This window comes from Pseudoscardovia suis, from assembly GCF_002797875.1.
GTDB classification, from domain to species: Bacteria; Actinomycetota; Actinomycetes; order Actinomycetales; family Bifidobacteriaceae; genus Pseudoscardovia; species Pseudoscardovia suis.
Window position 1 is genome coordinate 91,795 of record NZ_PGFC01000001.1, and the last position, 18,391, is coordinate 110,185.

Consider the following 18,391-nt stretch of genomic DNA (forward strand, 5'->3'; position numbering starts at 1 on the left):
AGTGGGCATGCCATCGGTGGGCATGCCATGGGGGCGTGCTCCACGGTAACACCCTGCACACATGCGTAACCCAATGCGCGGTAGATTGGTCAGCATGAATACAGGCACACGACGAAACGACGAACGCACCATTGCAGGATCCCACAGGCGCATGCGACGTGCCGACAGGGAAGTGACGGATCTACAAGAGATTCACAGCATTATCGATGCAGCCCATGTTGCCAATGTCGCTTATAGCGATGCCGAGGGGTTGACAGTGGTGCCTGTCGATTTCGGCTATGAATGGTCGGAGCCTGCGCGCCTCGCTGATGCTAACGCTGCATCAATCGCCCAGCCCCGGCTGGTGATGTATCTGCATTCGTCGCCGATTGGGCGCAAGGCGGATGCTTTGCGCGCTGCTGGCGAACGCGGCCTAGACGTGAGTTTCGACCTCATTGCGGATGGTTCGCAAACCATTCCCGGCAGGACGCTGTGCAATTGGGGCAGGGCATACGCATCCGTGGTCGGCACGGGCACGGCGACGATCGTAAATGATGTGCGCGAGGCGGCGCATGGGCTTTCGCTGCTCATGGCGCATGAGGCTGGCATGGCCGATGGGGCGGGCGCACCTACGGCGACCTTCACCGACCAGCAGGTGCGTTCGGTCATGGTGTGGCGCATCGACGTAGATGTGTTCACTGCCAAGCGGCGTCCTATACCTCCCGAACGGCGCCATGTCCCCATGCCGGACAGTGACTGATACGATGCTTGGTGTGGGCGCGACACGCACAGTGAAAAAATAACTGTGCATTTTTCTGCGTGTCGCGCATTACGCGTGGGTAAGTTACCCGCGCGGATTGGTATCGAACAATGTTCGACATTCAGCAAGATTCGATAGGCATCTCTGGCGGAACATGGGCATGTGTTTTCCGTGGAGCCAATCGTGGACTATTATTTCTCATAGGTGTAGGGATGCGGGAGTGTTCCTGAAGCTACAAGGCTAAGATGCCTGGATTCATGTGCTTCCAATTCTCTATGCGCAACCGAAGGTGAGATTTCCTGCCAAGACTGCGCAAAGGTGAGATTGACAGACGTGGATGTTTCGAGCGTTCGAGGCTGAGTGCTGTTGTGCTGGATTCCTGATGGGATTCGATTTCGACAGTGCGATGGGCAGCGTTCGCTTCATGACGTATGGGCGGCAGAGAACGCAGGGGGTTCCCTTGGGCTTGCGCAGCAGAAGCGTCTGTGATCGTGTCCGTATTGGCAGGCGGGCAGAGTGCAGGCGACTCCAGAAGAGGTAACCACGGGAGGGAGAAGTGATGCGACACTCGTACGTGTTGTTTGGATGCTTTGTGGTGGCGATGGCTTCGTTGGTCCTTCTGTGCTCATCACTATTCGTCGTTCCCGCTCAGGCACAACCGCTGGACGAGGGGACGGTGATGTCGGCCGCTGGTGGTTCAGACTCGCAGTCTCCGCTTCAGTCAATCGTCGCCTCTTTTGAATCGATTCCGGTGCCCGGTCTGAGCAAAGTTCCTTCCCAATCCGCGTTCAACGATGTCATGGCGGACAATGGCTATACCGTGCAGTCAAACGCCGATACGTCCGGAATGAAAGGGGTCCGTTCCTCCGCAATGGCCATACAGGCGAATGGCGGGAATGCGGCGGTTTTCTTGCAATTTGATTCGAAGTCCGATTTGACTGCGTCCCAGTCGGGGGCTAATGCACTTCTTACTACATGGGCTTCCAAGGGTTCCGCGAACATCAAGTCAGAGAAGCGTTCAGGCTCCGCGACAATCACCGAATACTCGGGAAGCGGAATCGTCGTGTATGTGGCGGTGGAAGACACCACGATGGTGATTGGCGCTGTCACTGGCAGTTCCGATCAGGTTGATACGTTGCTGAGCAGCATGGGATTCGAACAGTCCGTTGCTGAACGTGCAGCCAGGGCAGTGCTCGCGGTAGTGCTTGTGGCATTGCTCGTGGTGGTCGTGCTGAAGATTGTGCGTCGTGCCAGCGCAAGCGGTGCTCAGCGTGCGGATATCTATCAGGCTCGCGCTGTGAATACCTTCGAAGACACGGGGGATTTCGTTGGCAATCGTCAGTTCGCCCCCGAAGTGAACGATTCCACTGCTGTGCAGCGCCAACAATACATGGCGACTCAGGGGTTGCGCCCCCTGTCGGATTCTCCGTTGATGACCGTAGGCGAAGAGTTCCTTCCCGATCCTGTGTTGCTTGAGCAAGGCACCGATCTTGCTCGAAAGCGGGCGGAAGGCAAGGACAGCTACACGTTGAGCAATGCCGCCACCGGTATCTCTGTGGATTCCGCGGAATTGGCACAAGCGCATACCAATGCCAGTGCCAATGCCTTTGCTCCCTCGCGGGAATTCCTGCCGGCCTCCTATGCGGCTGCCGCTCCTGTTGCTGCTGCACAACCTGCACCGATGCAGACAATGCCAGCGCCGGTTGTTCAGCCGCAGGCTGCTACCGTTCAGGCCGTTCCTGCACAGGCTGCCCCAGTGCAGGTCACTCCGGTACAGCCTGCTCCTGCACAGGCCGCTCCAGTACAGGTCACTCCGACACAGCCTGCTCCTGCACAGGTTGCCCCGGTACAGGTCAATCCAGCGCAGACTGCTCCTACACATGTGATTGCGGCACAGGAAGCTCCTATCCACGCCATTCAGGATCAGGCTCAGTCTTCGGTACAGTCCGCCCAGACGTCGGCAGTTCCTGCACAGTCCGCTCCTGCACAGTTGGCTCCAGCACAAGTCGTTGCTGGTGATGCCGCTGCGATGGAGACCGCAGCTCATGCAGTGCCTGCTGCAGCTGGTCCTGCCCCAACAGCGCATGCTGAAACCGCAGCGGCACAGGCCGTTCCCGCGCATTCCGCACCGATTGAGGTTCCTGCCCCAATCTCTATTTCTGCCCCAGTCTCTTCACAGAGTGTCCCTGTTGCTGCAGCTCCGGTTGCTTCTTCTGCACCCAGCTTGGCTTCCGCGCCTAGCTTGGCTTCCGCGCCGGTTTTTGCGCAGGCCCCCGTGGTTTCCACACAGCATCAGGCCACGATGCCCGCGCAAGCATTTGGTGGATCTCAGACATTCTCTGCGCCGCAAGCGCAGGCACCTGTATTGTCAGCGCCCATTCTGACAATGCAGGCGGCTCCAGCTCCAATTGCGGTTCCCGCAGTCCCGTCGCACCCTGTCGCGCAGGCGCATCCCGCTGCGCCCGCAGTTGCACAACCCAGCGCTTCCGCGGCACAGGCATCTGCATCTGCGGTTGCGACACCTCCGGTCCTTTCGTCTCCAGTTGCGACGCCTCCGGTCCCAGTACCCCCGGCAACATTCTCCCAAGCAGCGGCTCCATCTGTTGCGCACACGTCCGATTCACCATCTGCGCCAGTGCTGTCTGCCTCGCAACAGCCTGCCGCTGAGCCCGTGTTTGCTGTTGCGGCGTCGTCACCTGCGTCTGCTGCTCAACCCGTGACTGTTGCGGTGTCGTCGCCTGTGCCTGCCCCCCAACCCGTGACTGCTGTGACGCCTTCACCTGCGTCTGCTGCTCAGCCCATGCAGATCGCTGCGCCTTCTTCTGAGTCTGCGGCTGCTCAAGCCACTCCGTTGATGAGCGAGGCATCAGCAATGTGGGGGCGGGAGGAACAGCATCTCGTGCAGCATGGCGAGGAGTTTGGAAAACTTCCTGTCAATGCATCTGGTGCCAATGCGTCTGGTGCTGGCAACGCGGTTCCAACACCTGCATTCTCCACATCTCCCATGTCGGTCCGGACACCAATCTTGCAGACGGCGGAAGTCGTGTCACCGATGCCCGCAGCATCAGCAGCAGTGTCGTCAACATCTGTGCCTTCGGTTCCTGATGCCTCTGCGTTTGCTACACCTAATCCTCAGGAATCCTCGGTACAACCAATCGCCGAGAAAGAACCTGCCCCGGTTGTCTCTGATCCGTTGTTCGGCACGGCGCCTGGCCAAGTATTCATCCCGCCGGCATTGCGTGGCAAGGTTGATGCCATGCACTCGGCATTTGTAACGCCACTGCCGAAGCCTGCGACTCCAGTCGTCGCCAACGCCGCCAAGAGTGATCAATCCGAGAGCGCAGAGGATCCTTCATCTAACGACGCGCACGTCGAAGACGGCGAATTCGGCACATCTCGCAAGGATCGCAAGACTCTTGTGGAAATCGCCAAGAAGAAGTCCACCAAGAAGAGCATCTACAAGCTCAAGGGCGTGTACTTCCCCGGCATGGCGTGACCTGAGAGCGTATCTCTAGAGCCCATTGCACGATTGGCTTCGTGCAATGGGCTCTTTGCTATTGGCGGCCTGTGGTGGGCGGCTTGTGATGGGCTGCCCATACAGGACTGTCTGTTGTGTGGTGGCTGCTGACGCATTGTGGGGCTTGTGCCGGTTTTGGGCGCTGTGTGTGAGTGACTGCTGGCGCATCGCGGTGTGATTTCCGGTTGGTGGGCGTTGTGTGCGAGTGGTGACTCACACATTGTGGGGCTGTTGCCGGCTTGGGGCACTATGTGCGAGCGGCGGCTGGCACATATGGTGGGTGACGGGGTGCGTGTTGCCGGTGGTGTATCAGGGATTGGCTGTTTTGTGCGGTTGTTGTGTTGTGGGAGTGTTGGCTGGCGCGTTATGTGACAGTGGTGGCTGGCACATTGTGGTGCTGGTGCTGGCCCGGGCGGTTGTATGTGAGCGGCGGCTGGCACATATGGTGGGTGGCGGGGTGCGTGTTGCCGGTGGTGTATCAGGGATTGGCTGTTTTGTGCGGTTGTTGTGTTGTGGGAGTGCTGGTTGGCTCGTTATGTGTGAGTGGTGACTGGCACATATGGCGGGTGGCGGGGTGTGTTGTCGGTGGTGTATCAGGGATTGGCTGTTTTCTGCGGTTGCTGTGTCATGGGAGTGCTGGTTGGCTCGTTATGTGTGAGTGGTGGCTCACGCATTGTGGGGCTGGTGCTGGCCCGGGCGGTTGTGTGCGGCTGGCGGCTGGCACATAACGGTGCGACTGTGTGCCTGTTGTTACATGACCCTCTGGCGTCACCCGGTCAGCAATGGGGCATCAGCCCAGATTGCATGCCGCGCCGCTGTCGGCATGAGCTGGCACAATAATGAAGATTGAGTATGTCTGTGCGACGGCATCGCGGTACGTGCCGGCACGGCATTGCATGACAACAACAGAGGGAGCATCATGGCCCAGGTAAGGAATTACAGGGACGCCGGCTTCTCCACACCTATGGAGGAGCTGGAGTGGCGCGGACTCATCAACCAGTCCACCGACAAGGAGCAGCTTGCAGCCGCTCTCAACGGGAATCCCATTTCTTACTATTGCGGCTTTGACCCCACGGCGCCATCGCTCCACATCGGCAATCTCGTGCAGCTCATCGTCATGCGCCACCTTCAGGCGGACGGTCACCAGCCATACGCGCTGGTCGGCGGCGCGACGGGCCTTATCGGCGATCCGCGCCAAAGCGGTGAGCGAACCCTCAACCCCAAGGAGATCGTCGCTGGATGGGTTGAGCGTCTGCGCACGCAGATCTCGCGTTTCCTCGACACCGAGGGCGACAATGCCGTGCGTTTCGTCAACAACTACGACTGGACCGCGAACATGTCGGTGATTGACTTCCTTCGCGATGTGGGCAAGAACTTCCGTATGGGCACCATGCTCAGCAAGGAGACCGTCGCCCGCCGACTCAACTCCGAGGAAGGCATCTCGTTCACCGAGTTCAGCTACCAGGTGCTGCAAGGCAACGACTTCCTGCACCTGTACGACGAATACGGCGTGGTGCTGGAGACCGGCGGTGCTGACCAGTGGGGCAACCTCACGTCCGGCCTCGACCTGATCCGCAAGGTGAGGGGAGCGTCCGTGAACGTGATGACCAGCCCCATCATCACTGATTCCCAAGGCAAGAAATTCGGCAAGTCCGAAGGCAATGCCATGTGGCTTGATCCGACGATGCTGAGCCCCTACAAGTTCTACCAGTTCTGGTTCAACCAGCCCGATGACCAGGTCGTGAAGCTGCTCAAGGTCTTCACGTTCCTGCCCAAGGATGAGATTGAACGCCTTGCCGGCGAAGTCGAGACGAACCCGGGCGCTCGCGAGGCGCAGCGCACGCTGGCGTGGGAAGTCACCAGCTTCGTGCATGGCGAGGACGCAACGCAGCAGGCAATCGACGCTGCAGGCGCGTTGTTCGGCCATGGTGACCTTTCCAAGATTGGTGCTTCCACTTTGGAAAGCGCACTTGAAGGCGTCAAGGTCAAGGATTCCGATGGCAATGCGGTGTTCGCCACCGCGAAGCCTGGCATCCGTGTCGCCGAGGCCGGTATGCGCGCTGGCCTGTTCAAGTCGATTTCCGACGCCCGCAAGACCATCAAGGCAGGCGGAGTGTATGTGAACAACGAGCGCGTCGAAGACATCGACGCTGAGCTGAAAGAGGAGGATTTCCTGTCAGGCCGCTTTGCGGTCGTGCGTCGCGGTAAGCGAGCCCTCGGCGCAGTGGAACTCGACAACGATTGAGATCCACGCCTGCCAGCCGGCAACGATCGGCCGGCAGGTACTGATTCATTTTGATACCGATCCGTTAGCACGATTCGCGCTCCGTTCTCGTGTGGACTGTGGAGCCACTTCATCATGGTGTGTAATCATGGTGTGGTCGCCACAGTCCGCGCTCGAGCAAGACGGAGCCCGAGAAACATCGAAACATCGCGATATGCATCACGGCATATCGAAAGACTGCCAGATACTTTCCAGATGCCTTTGGGTTTCAGAAGCCCTGGGTGTCCAGACAACCGGGCTTCCTCACGTTCCACGATGGGGACGGGCACAGCCCGGTGCAGCAACAATTCATACATAACGAACAAGCAATTTGACGACAAGACAAGAGGATTTTATGAGCGAAAACAGCAATGATCGCGGCAATGGTGAATACGGTCACAGCGGGGCAGGCCGCGGTGGATTCCATAAGGGCGGACGCGGCGGTGGCCGCGGTGGTTTCAACCGCGGTGGCCGTGGAGGCTTCGATCGCGGCGGTCGTGGAGATCGCGGTGGCCGCGGCGGTTTCCATAAGTCCTATGGCGATCGCAAGAATGGTGCGCGCCGCTTCGATGATGCCCGTTCCGATGGCGCACGCGAAGGCCAAGGCGAAGGTTCCGAGCGTCGCGAACGCAGGGACTTCCATTCCGGTCGCGACTTCCACAAGGATGGGTTCCGCGGTGGCCGCGGCAAGTTCGGTGGCCGTTCCGACCGTGGCGATCGTGGCGGGCGTGGTTTCCGCCGTGATGACGACAGGCGTGATTTCCATCGCGATGACCGTTCCGAAGGCTTCCGCGGCGACCGTAGGGATGATCGCCGGGACGGCGAGGGGCGTCGCGACTTCCACCGTGACGATCGCCGTGGTTTCGACCGCAATGATCGTGGCGGCCGCGGTGGTCGTGATTTCGATCGCCGTCGCTCGTTCCGCGACCGTGATGATCGCAGGGATGATCGCCGTGGTGGTTTCCGCCGTGATGACCGTCGCGACAATCAGCGCGGCGACCGTGGAGAGGGCGGCAATCCGCGGTATTCGCAGGATTCCCGTCGTGACTTCCGCCGTGATGATCGCCGGGATGACCGTCGCGGTGGTTTCCGCCGTGACGACCGCGGTGACCGTCGCGATTTCCACAAGGGTGGCCGTGACTTCCATCGCGATGACCGCCGTGGTGGTTTCCGCCGCGATGACCGTGGCGAGCGTTCGAACGGTGATTCCTACGAGAAGGGACGCGGTGACAGCCGTGACTTCCAGCGCGAGCACCGCTATCGTCGCGATTCGGATTCCAACTACCGTTTCGGCCGTCGCAATTCCGATGGCAGCGTGTCGTATCCTTCGCAGAACCCGTACAAGGCTCCTCGTCCCGGTGAGCCGAAGATGCCGGAAGGCATGATGTGGAACATGCTGTCGGAGGACGAGCGCGAGCGTCTGCGCGGCCTGTCGAAGGAGCATGCCGAGAACATCGGCCTGCACATCCTCGCTGCGGATTCCCTCGTGGAATCCGATCCCAAGCTCGCTCTCGAACACGCCAAGTGGGCTGCCCACCAGGCATCCCGAGTGGATTTCGCCCGTGAAACGTATGCCTTGGTGGCATACCGCGTGGGTGAGTATGAGACGGCGTTGCGCGAATTCCGCACTGCCTACCGCATGAACCGTTACCCCGACTATCTGCCGTTCATGGCTGATTGCGAACGTGCCTTGGGCCATCCGGAGAAGGCCATCGAACTGGCGATGAGCGAGGACGCCAAGAACCTCGTCGCCGATTCGAAGGCGGAGATGTTCATCGTGTATGCCGGTGCGTTGGGCGATCTCGGCCAGTGGGACAAGGCCATCGAGGTCATCCGCCGTCTGTCTCGTTCTCGCGGACTTCCTGGCCCGTACCGCATGCGTGCTCTGCAGGCTGAGCAGAACCTGTTGGAGCAAGCTGGTCGCGAGCAGGAAGCCCAGGACCTGGAAGACACGGTCGAGACGTTCGAGGATGAGTACGCGGATGCCGATGATGAGGAAATTGCCGACGACACGTTCATCGACAATGATCTGCAGATCCTGAACGATGAGGAGATGCAGCGCACGGGCATTGTGACCGCCGAGGACATCCTCGAGGCGCAGGAGGAAGAGGAGCGCGAGGCTGAGGAGCGTCGTGCACAGCGCGAAGCTGAATATGCTGCGCGCAATTCCGAAGATTCCGAAGACACCGAAGATGCCGAGGGCTCAGATGATTCTGATGCCTCAGAGACTGGCGCTGATCAGTTCCCGGCGGCTGATGACGCTGAGGACGCCGATGCCGATGCAGACGCCGACGAATTCCCGGCGGCCAACGGCGACGCGGACACCACCGTTGACGAATCCGCATCCCAGATGCCTCAGCCGACCGATGATGACGTGACGGATGCCGACGAATCGCAGGAAGCTGCTGCCGACGTGGAAGATCCCGCCGCTGCCCAAGTTGCAGCCGAGGATGCTGCTGTCGCTGCAGATGAGGATCCCGCTGCGGAGGACGCGGCCGAACCGGCGCCCGAGGCAGGTGCCTCCGATACCGCAGACTCCACCGCGGCACAGGACAATGATTCTGCCGATTCGGATGATTCTGGCTCTGATGATTCCGCCTCTGACGCTTCCGATTCGAACGATTCTGAAGACTCCCATGAGTGACATTCGCGCAAACCGGTCAACTGAACCGGTGCTTGGCGGTCCCGGCGCGCTCAAATCCACGAGCGCGCCGCTCAGCCAGCTATACAAACTCGCGCTGCTTGACCTCGACGGTGTGGTGTACCGGGGCAAGGACCCCGTGGAACACGCTGCTGAGGGCATTCGCAATGCCGAGCGGCTGGGGATGAAAATCTCATACACGACGAACAACCCATCCCGTTATCCCCACACCGTTGCCGAGCAGCTCGAGGGCTTCGGCCTCACGGTTGCCGACAATCAGGTCATCACATCCGCGATTGTGGCGGCACGCATGCTGGCGGCCGCATTGCCACAGGGGTCGAAGGTTCTTGTGGTGGGCCGCGAGCATCTGTGTGAGGAAATCGAAAAGAACGGCCTGCGCGTCGTGCACAAGGCGGCTGACAAACCGGATGCCGTCATCCAATCGTGGCATCAGGATCTCAGCTGGGCGGAATTGGCCGAGGCATCGTATGCCATCCATGCGGGTGCACGGTATTTCGTGACCAACAAGGACCTGACGATTCCACGCGAAGGCGGCATCGCTCCGGGGAACGGCGCCATGCAGATTCCAGTCACTGTCGCCACGGGCGTGACACCCGAAGCCAGCGCTGGCAAGCCGGAAGCCGCGATGTATGACGAATCCCGCATGCTGTTTTCGCTTACCGACGATCTGGTGCCTGTGGAGCTGTCGCTGCCTTGCGGCGACCGTTTGGACACTGACATCGAGGCGGCGAACAGGGGAGGATACGACTCCTTGGTGGTGCTCACCGGCGTTGCGACGCCGCAGCAGATCATATGCGCTGACCCGATTCACCGGCCGACATATGTGACGACGGATTTGCGCGGCCTCAACATGCCTCAACCTGCTGTCACGCGCCGTGCCGACGGAACGTACCAGTGCAATGCGGCTGTTGCCACGCTCACCATGCGCGGCGATGGCACGGGCGAACTGACCGTGGCAATCGACGGCGTGGACACCCCCGCGCCTGACACGCTGGACGCATTGCGCGCCGCATGCACCTGCATGTGGCATGCGGTGGATGTCGAGGGAGTGGACGCCTCACAGGTGTCGCTTCCTGATTTCCCTCAGCAATTGCGCGGCTGCGACACCGCAGCCGGGAACACGGCGGCTGGGGATGTCACGGACGGGGACAGCGTCAAGTGAACGACGAGGCAGCGGAGCCAACCGCACAGGAGTCCTTGGATTCACGCTTTCCCCATCTTGCTGCAGCGGATGAGGGAACCTACGACCAGCAGATCGAGGCATACCGGGATGTGCTCGCGCAGCTCACCGCGCAGCTCGACCAGCTGAAAGACGATTCCGAAACCCATACAGCCCCGCAATCAGACTGGAACCAATCCCCACGCGACCAATACGCTCAGCACGGCAACCACAACAAGCACGGGAAGAAGCATCATTGATGAACGATGGGCTGCGCAGACATCGGATTTCCGATGCCATGAAATCTTCGCAGGTCGCGTCGCGTCGTTGCGACATGGCTCTCGTGGAGCGCGGTCTGGCCTCGTCTCGCACGCGCGCGCAGGCGCTCATCGATGCCGGAAGCGTGCTGCTCAATGGTGCGGTGGTGGGCAAGCCGTCCGTCAAAGTCACCGCTGAAGATGATCTGCGCGTGGTCAATGACGACGGATATGTGTCACGCGGGGCATGGAAACTCGTTGGCGCGTTCGACACATTCGACTTGCCGTCCGTTGATGGCGCCCCGTGCCTTGACATCGGCGCATCCACCGGCGGTTTCACCCAAGTGCTGCTGCAGCGGGGAGCCAGCCAGGTCATAGCGCTTGACGTCGGGCACGGGCAACTCGCGCCGAGCGTCGCACATGACCCGCGTGTCATCGACATGAGTGGCACCAACATCCGCGACGTCACCGCAGACGACCTGCCATACATTCCCTCGTGGATCGTTTCCGACGTGTCCTTCATTTCGCTGACATACGTCATACCCGTCATTGCAAGGATTCTGGCGCCTTCCCGCCAACCGGCGACGGTCATACTGCTCATCAAGCCGCAATTCGAAGTCGGCAAGGGCAACCTTGGCAAGAATGGCATCGTTCACAATCCGCAGCTGCGACGCAAGGCCATCGACACGGTGTGCGAATGCGCACGCCGACACGGCTTTTCGCAACGTGGCCTCGCACCATCGCCCATCGAAGGCACGCACGGCAATGAGGAATTCCTACTGTGGCTCCAATGGCCGGGCGTGCTCGATCGCTCCGATCCGCAGCCTGAAGGTCGAGTTTAAGATGGCATCAGGAACCAACAACCACCGGTGTGCAATCCGAAGCGCATGAGCTGCGGGTCACGCCGGTGATTGTGCATAGGCTGGGCATAGGCGCGGATGAACGTAGAAGGAGAACGCATGGATTCGTATAGCGACGCAAACGGCACCACTGCGAACGATGCCGGCCGGCGCAGTGCGTTGGATGGCACCGGCATTCGCAAAGCCGTGGTCGTCACACACCCCGGATTGGCTTCAGGCTCTCCTGTCGTGGCGCAAACCATCAACGCACTGCAGCAACGCGGCTTCGACGTGCGTCTCATCGATAAGATCGATTCCATCCCCGTGGGAAAATCCACCGCCACCGTCGATCCTGACACGGAAATCGTCGTCGTGCTGGGCGGCGACGGCACGATATTGCGGGCTGCCGAGCTTGTCAAAGGCACGCGCGTGCCTGTGCTGGGCGTGAACCTGGGGCATGTGGGGTTCCTCGCAGAATTCGAAAGTTTTGAACTCCACGAAGCCGTCAAGCGTATTGCAAGCCGCGATTACACGATTGACGAACGCATGATTGCCGACGTGCAGATCTGGCAGCCGCACGCATCCGAGCCTTTGCATGATTGGGCGCTCAACGACGTGGTGCTGGAACACACCGACCGCGGCAGCATGATCGAAGTGGGAATCGACGTGGATGGCGTTGCCATGAGCTCGTTTGGTTGCGATGGCGTCATCGTATCCACGCCCACGGGCTCCACCGCATACGCATTCTCCGCCGGTGGCCCCGTCGTGTGGCCGGGTGTGGAGGCGCTGGAACTGACACCTCTTGCAGCGCATGCGCTGTTCGCCCGACCGCTCATCATCGGGTCTGATTCCACCTTCGGCATCGAAGTGCTGCGATCATCGGCCGATTCATCAGGCGCGTGGATTTGCTGCGACGGGCGCCGCCAAGGCATGGTGCCCAATGGCACGCGCATCGTTGTGCACGCAGCACAGGAGCGCCTGCGCCTGGCTCGATTGGAAAACGTGCCGTTCACCCGGCGACTCGTGAGCAAATTCAACCTTCCTGTCATCGGCTGGCGAGAGCAAGGCAAACGCGCCGCCCACAACCGGTGGAACGAAGCCGGTCCCAAGAAACCATCGTGCGACGAAAAAATCCTGCTCGCGCAATCTGACGCTCATGCCGCGCCCCAATCCCCATCCCGTGAATCCCCAACCCACGAACTGTCCGTGTCCGAACCGTCCACGTCCGAGCCTTCGGCGCTGCGTGACCCGTCCCTGAAGGAGCGCCATGCTTGAGGAACTCGAAATACGCAACCTCGGCCCCATTCGCCACGCGCTCGTGACCCCGGCGGCAGGCATGACGGCAATCACCGGCGAGACCGGCGCCGGCAAATCCATGCTGCTCAATGCCTTGCGGCTTGTGTCCGGAGGCGCTGCGAGAAGCGAAGCGGTGTCCGCAGGAGCGGATGCGACGTGGGCTCAGGCGGTGTTCACCGTGCTTGACAATCCCGCCGCTCGCGCCATCGCGCAGGACGCAGGCTGCGACGTGCAGGACGGGGAATTGTTCATCTCGCGGTCCGTTCCCGCCTCAGGGCGTTCCCGGTGCGTGCTCTCCGGGCACGGGGTGCCGCGCAGCGTGCTCTCTGCGCTCGCCGGCGAGCTCATCACCATCCATGGTCAGGCGGACCAGCTGCGCATTGCATCGGCAGCCCGGCAGCGTGAATTCCTCGACGCCTACGCCGGCGATGGCGAGCAGCTGGCAGCATACGAACAGGCATGGGATGCCTATCGCACCGCCCAAGACCGCCTCGACGCCGTGGGTAACCAGCAGGCACAGGCTCGCGCCCGTGCTGATTACCTGCGTGAATCCATCGCCCGCATCGATGGTGTCGCGCCCGTGGATGGCGAATACGACCAGCTTCGTCAGCAGCGCGACCGTCTGGAGCACGCCGCCGACATCGCCCGGGGGATAGGCGTCGCCCTGTCAGCTCTTGACCCATCGCAGCTGGTGGACGCCACGGATGCCAGTGGCGCTCAGGAAGCCCTTCGCCAGGCGGTGGACGCGCTGCGTGCCGTGCGGGGTGTCGACGTGTTCGACGACATCATTTCCCGTCTGGAATCAACCGCGGCGGAAGTCGATGACATCGTGTTCCAACTGTCGTCGATGGTTGATGACGACGGTGAGGAAGCGGACCTTGACGCAATCAACAGCCGCATCCACGACTTGGAAGACCTGATGAGCCGTTGGGGGCCATCTCTCGCGGATGTCATCGAATGGCGCCGCACAGCGGGGCTGGAACTTGAAGACCTTGATGATTCCCCCGAGCGCATCAAGAGATTGGAAGCCGACCGCGACGAAGCCCTGCAGGCTACCCACGACGCGGCTGACGCATTGCATGACGTTCGGCAGGAACAAGCGCGGCACCTGACGGAGCAGGTCAACGGCGAATTGTCGTCGCTGGCCATGCCGGACGCTCGTTTCGAAGCCGAGGTGAAGGCGTGCGAAGAGCTTGCCGCGCATGGTGGGGATGCCGTGGAGTTCCTTTTCACGCCGTTCCCAGGCGCGGGCAGGCTGCCATTGGGCAAATCGGCATCCGGTGGCGAACTGAGCCGGCTCATGCTTTCCATGGAATTGGCGGCGGCGGATGCGCGCGCTGAGCGTGGCCAGGGCGCCGGCAAGGGTACCAAAGGCACTAACGGCACCGAGCAAGCGCTGCCCACGTTCGTGTTCGATGAAGTGGATGCGGGTGTGGGCGGCAAATCCGCCGCCGAACTGGGCAAACGCCTCGCCCGCCTGGCACAGGGCGCCCAAGTGATTGTGGTCACTCATTTGGCGCAGGTCGCCTCGTGGGCGTCGGCGCAATACGTGGTCGCGAAATCCAAGGACGCGGACGGACAGGTCACCACCGGGGTCGCGAAGGTCACCGGCGACGACAGGGTACGTGAAATCGCTCGCATGCTGTCGGGAAGTGAGTCCGCGGCATCGCTGAAACACGCCAAGGAATTGTTGAAATCCAGCGAATTGTGATGACTGTCCGACCACTCGTTCGGTCGGTCAGTTAACCGTGCGTTCACCTAGCGATCAGGGAATGGTGGTCGGCTTTTTCGAGGCCGCCGTAGGGCTCATGCGCCCTCCACAGTGGTCGGACCCACTGCGGAGGGCGCGATATCATAGTGCCTATTGGCCTGCAAAAAGGAGAGGAATGCGACGCAAGATTGCCGACTGGCTCAAGGACGAGACGGTGTTCGCCGTCGCCCTCGTGCTTGCACTAGCCTCATGCTTCATCGTGCACCCGGACGCCCAGTACGCCACGTACATTCACATGAACACCATCGTGCAGCTGCTGGCTCTCATGATCGTCGTGTGCGGATGGCAGCGCGTGGGGCTGTTCCACATCATCGGTTCCAAGCTCCTGGGGCGTTCGCACACCGAGCGCGGCCTCGTGCTCACCCTCATTTCGCTCACGTTTTTCTCGGCGATGCTCATCACCAACGACGTGGCGCTCGTCACCTTCGTGCCGTTTGCCATCTCCGTTCTGACAATGGCGAACATGCGCCAGCACACCTGCCTTGTGGTGACGCTCATGACCATCGGCGCCAACGTCGGATCCATGCTCACCCCGGTTGGCAATGCCCACAACCTGTATCTGCATCAGCTGTCCGGATTGTCAACGGCGGCGTTCATGGGCATCATGCTGCCGTATTCCTTCACCGCCGCCGTGCTTCTCACCCTCATCGTGTGCGTGGTGTTCGGCAATCGCAAGCTGACGAATTTCGATACCGTGGACTCCAATGACATCGAACGCTCGGTGCTCGCTCCTAGCGCCGACATGCAGCCGGACGAAGTGCGCACCATGGGCTTTGGCGGTTGGCGCACATGGGTGTACGGCGTGCTGTTCGTGATCTGCCTCCTCGGCGTGGACGGCATCGTCGACAAATGGCTCATGCTGGCCCTGGTGATCGTCGTAATGATCGTCTGCGACCACCGTACGCTGCGCCATGTCGATTACTTCCTGCCGCTGACGTTCTCGGCGTTCTTCGTGTTCATCGGCAACATGCGCCGCGTGCCGCAGTTCTACACCATCGCGGCATCCCTCGTGGGCAGCCATCCGATCAGCCTCGGTGTGGGCTTCAGCCAACTTATCTCGAACGTGCCCACGACGCTGCTGTTGTCCGGCTTCTCTGACGCGTGGCGTCCTCTCATCATCGGCACGAACCTTGGTGGCATGGGAACGCTCATCGCGTCAATGGCGTCGCTGATCTCATACAAGTCCGTGACACGCACTTACAGGCGTGAAAAAGGCAAGTACTTGCTCACATACACGGGGGTGAACGTTCTGTTCCTCGTCGTGCTGTTGGGATTGGCAGCGATCATCGAACCCACAGGCATCTGAGACGGAACCCGAACGCATTACCCTGATGAATACGCATCAACCTGATGAATGAGACAACCGGCAATCGTGCGCACCACAGGAGGCATACAGGCCATGAGTAGCAACACACCCAACGCAGGCAAAGGAGCCATATTCGATCTCGACGGCACGCTGCTCGACTCGTTGGGCGTGTGGGATGATGTGGATGAGATTTTCTTCAGCCGACGAGGCATCGATGTGCCCGACGATTACCAACAGGCTGTCAGCCCCATGGCGTTCCCTGACATCGCGGATTACACGATCCGTCGTTTCAACCTCAACGAAACCCCTCAAGCGATCATGCAGGAGTGGAATGACCTCGCCTTCGAGGAATACACGACGAAAGTGCGCTTGAAGCCCGGTGCTCGCGACTACCTTGAGCATTTGCACGCCACTGGCGCCAAACTCGGCGTGGCAAGCACGCTCATGCCCAGCCTGCGCGATCCCACGCTCGCTCATCTCGGTGTCGATGGCTTGTTCGATGCGGTGTGCGGCATCGAGGAGGTCGGCGGTCTTAACAAAGACCATCCGGACCTGTATATGCTCGTCGCTGACCGCATGGGCGTGGAGCCGGGGGAGTGCACGGTGTTCGAAGACATTGTGATCGGCGTGCGCACCGCCAAACGCATTGGCATGAAAGCGCTCGCCATGCTCGACGATTCCTCGCGTTCGCAGTGGGAGGGGCTTGCCGCTGCCGCCGATGGTACGCTGCGTGATTTCACCACCGCCCCGCAGATTCTGTAGCGATTCTGTAGAGCTTCTGTAGCCGCGCCCTGTGCCATGACGCAGAGGTGTGGAGCCGCAGAGGTGTGGAGCCGCAGAGGTGCAGAAGTATGAAATTGTCCCCGGTGTCAGTCACGGCACCGGGGACAATTAGTTGCGCACATTAGTTGAGCAAAACAGATTGCAGGGCTGGTAGGGTCAACAGATATTAATTGGCCCTACCAGCCCTGCCGTGCATCTAGTGCGCTTCTGCCTTGGCTTTCGCTACTGAGCCAAGCGGGTGGCGGTGGTGCGCACGTAATTGGTCATGTCGGGCACGTCAATCACATCGGTGAAGCGCACCTGCGCCTTTTCCAAGCCGCGCAGAGCTTCGGGGGCCGGAGTGCCGGAAAGCGTGGCGAGGGCATCCATGCAGGCGAAATCGCTGGCGGGAGCCGGCTCGCCCAGCGCCTCAAGCACAGCGCGCGGGAACTTGTAGGGGCTTGCGGTGCTCAGCAGCACGCGCGGCACGCCGGGCGTGCGCGGGGTGTTGGCCAGCGTGTGGTAACCGCATGCCGTGTGCGGGTCGATCACATAGTGGTTCTTGTCCCAGCAATCCTTGATGGATGCGCGGATCTGATCCTCATCCGCCCAGCCGGCGCCGAAGACCGCCTGGATTTTTGCCAGCAGGTCGGCCGGCACGTCATAGCGGCCGTTGTTGGCGAGGGAATCCATGAGAGACGCGATGAGCTTCGTGTCGCCGTCGGCGAAGTAGTAGAGCATGCGCTCGAGGTTGGAGCTGATGAGTATGTCCATGCTTGGCGAAATCGTCGTGAAGAACGGGCGGTTGCGGTCATACGTGCCGGTGGTGAGGAAGTCGTAGAGCACGTTGTTTTTGTCGGATGCGACGATGAGCTTGGCGACGGGAAGGCCCAGGCGCTTGGCGTAGTATCCGGCGAGGATGTCGCCGAAGTTGCCGGTGGGCACGCAGAACTCCACTTCGTCGCCCGCATTGATCTCCTGGCGTTCCAGCAGCTGGGCGTATGCAGCGAAGTAGTAGACGACCTGCGGCACGAGGCGGCCGACGTTGATGGAGTTGGCCGAAGACAGCACCGTGTGTGCGTTGTTCGCCAGATCCCAGGCGAGCTCGCCGTCGCCGAAGATGGCCTTCACGGCGCTCTGCGCGTCATCGAAATTGCCGCGCACCGCGCACACCTGCACGTTCTGGCCCTTCTGCGTGGCCATCTGCAGGTGCTGCACCTCCGAAACCTTGCCATCGGGGTAGAACACGGTGATGCCGGTTCCCGGCACGTCTGCGAAACCGGCCAGCGCCGCCTTGCCCGTGTCGCCGGAGGTGGCGGTGAGAATCATGATGCGTTCGTTCGCGGCATTCGGATCCGTTGCGGCCGCCGTGGTCTTGGCCATGAAGCGGGGGAGGATTTGCAGTGCAACGTCCTTGAACGCGCTCGTGGGGCCGTGGAACAGTTCGAGGATGAAATCATCGCCCAGCGGCTTGAGCGGGGTGATCGCGGCATCGTCCCACTGGTCGCCGTAAGCGCCGGCAACGCAGTCGGCAAGCTCGGCGTCCGTGTAATCAGGCAGCAGCGAGGCAAGCACGGTGCGGGCAATCTGCTGGTAGGACTTGCCTGCGAGCGCAGCAACGTCCACGGGCTTGTCTCCGAGGGAATCAGTGACGAACAGCCCTCCGTCGGATGCGATTCCCTTGCGGATCGCTTGCTTGCTCGTTACCTGGCTTGCGGTGCTTCGGGTGCTGTGAAAGAGTTCCACGACGAATCCTTGTCTCGGAGGAATGGAGAATCAACGCATCTCAGTTTATATGCGACCATGTATATACCCGTCGT

The 18,391-nt window shown here is 60.9% G+C and carries 11 protein-coding genes and 1 pseudogene; 11 read left to right on the forward strand and 1 reads right to left on the reverse strand.

Annotation, left to right across the window (positions count from 1 at the left end):
- The first annotated feature begins 151 nt into the window (after positions 1–151).
- The 11 genes and pseudogenes from CLV65_RS00305 (at position 152) to CLV65_RS00360 (ending at position 16,571) form a co-directional block, all read left to right on the forward strand.
- On the forward strand, positions 152–739 hold the full coding sequence (locus CLV65_RS00305; protein WP_244569136.1) for a pyridoxamine 5'-phosphate oxidase family protein: 588 nt from the start codon (positions 152–154) through the stop codon (positions 737–739).
- Positions 740–1,340: 601 nt separating this feature from the next.
- Positions 1,341–4,235 carry a hypothetical protein gene (locus CLV65_RS00310; RefSeq protein WP_157847171.1) on the forward strand — a complete coding sequence of 965 codons (2,895 nt, stop codon included), beginning with the start codon at positions 1,341–1,343 and terminating at the stop codon, positions 4,233–4,235.
- Positions 4,236–5,175: 940 nt separating this feature from the next.
- Complete coding sequence (tyrS, locus tag CLV65_RS00315) at positions 5,176–6,501, forward strand: tyrosine--tRNA ligase (protein ID WP_094691154.1); 1,326 nt, start codon at positions 5,176–5,178, stop codon at positions 6,499–6,501.
- 373 nt (positions 6,502–6,874) lie between these two features.
- Positions 6,875–8,590: pseudogene (locus tag CLV65_RS09165) on the forward strand (tetratricopeptide repeat protein); the annotation flags it as partial.
- Between the two features lie 565 nt (positions 8,591–9,155).
- Positions 9,156–10,343, forward strand: coding sequence for an HAD-IIA family hydrolase (locus CLV65_RS00330; RefSeq protein ID WP_094691151.1), 1,188 nt, complete (start codon positions 9,156–9,158; stop codon positions 10,341–10,343).
- Between the two features lie 35 nt (positions 10,344–10,378).
- Positions 10,379–10,600: a hypothetical protein gene (locus CLV65_RS00335; protein ID WP_094691149.1), complete on the forward strand. Its 222-nt coding sequence runs from the start codon at positions 10,379–10,381 to the stop codon at positions 10,598–10,600.
- A 38-nt stretch (positions 10,601–10,638) separates the two neighbouring features.
- Positions 10,639–11,439: a TlyA family RNA methyltransferase gene (locus tag CLV65_RS00340; protein WP_094691243.1), complete on the forward strand. Its 801-nt coding sequence runs from the start codon at positions 10,639–10,641 to the stop codon at positions 11,437–11,439.
- A 117-nt stretch (positions 11,440–11,556) separates the two neighbouring features.
- Positions 11,557–12,711: an NAD kinase gene (locus tag CLV65_RS00345; protein ID WP_094691147.1), complete on the forward strand. Its 1,155-nt coding sequence runs from the start codon at positions 11,557–11,559 to the stop codon at positions 12,709–12,711.
- A complete protein-coding gene (recN, locus tag CLV65_RS00350; RefSeq protein ID WP_094691146.1) occupies positions 12,704–14,443 on the forward strand; it encodes a DNA repair protein RecN in 1,740 nt (579 codons plus the stop codon). Before CLV65_RS00345 ends, recN begins: the two co-directional genes overlap by 8 nt.
- Before the next feature lie 175 nt (positions 14,444–14,618).
- Positions 14,619–15,809, forward strand: a complete 1,191-nt coding sequence (locus CLV65_RS00355; protein WP_094691144.1) for an SLC13 family permease — start codon at positions 14,619–14,621, stop codon at positions 15,807–15,809.
- Between the two features lie 93 nt (positions 15,810–15,902).
- Positions 15,903–16,571 (forward strand): HAD family hydrolase, encoded by a 669-nt coding sequence (locus CLV65_RS00360; protein ID WP_094691143.1) that lies wholly within the window; start codon positions 15,903–15,905, stop codon positions 16,569–16,571.
- Between the two features lie 243 nt (positions 16,572–16,814).
- On the opposite strand, the gene thrC is transcribed toward CLV65_RS00360, so the two are convergent.
- Positions 16,815–18,317, reverse strand: a complete 1,503-nt coding sequence (gene thrC / locus CLV65_RS00365) for a threonine synthase (protein ID WP_094691142.1) — start codon at positions 18,315–18,317, stop codon at positions 16,815–16,817.
- Between the last annotated feature and the right edge of the window lie 74 nt (positions 18,318–18,391).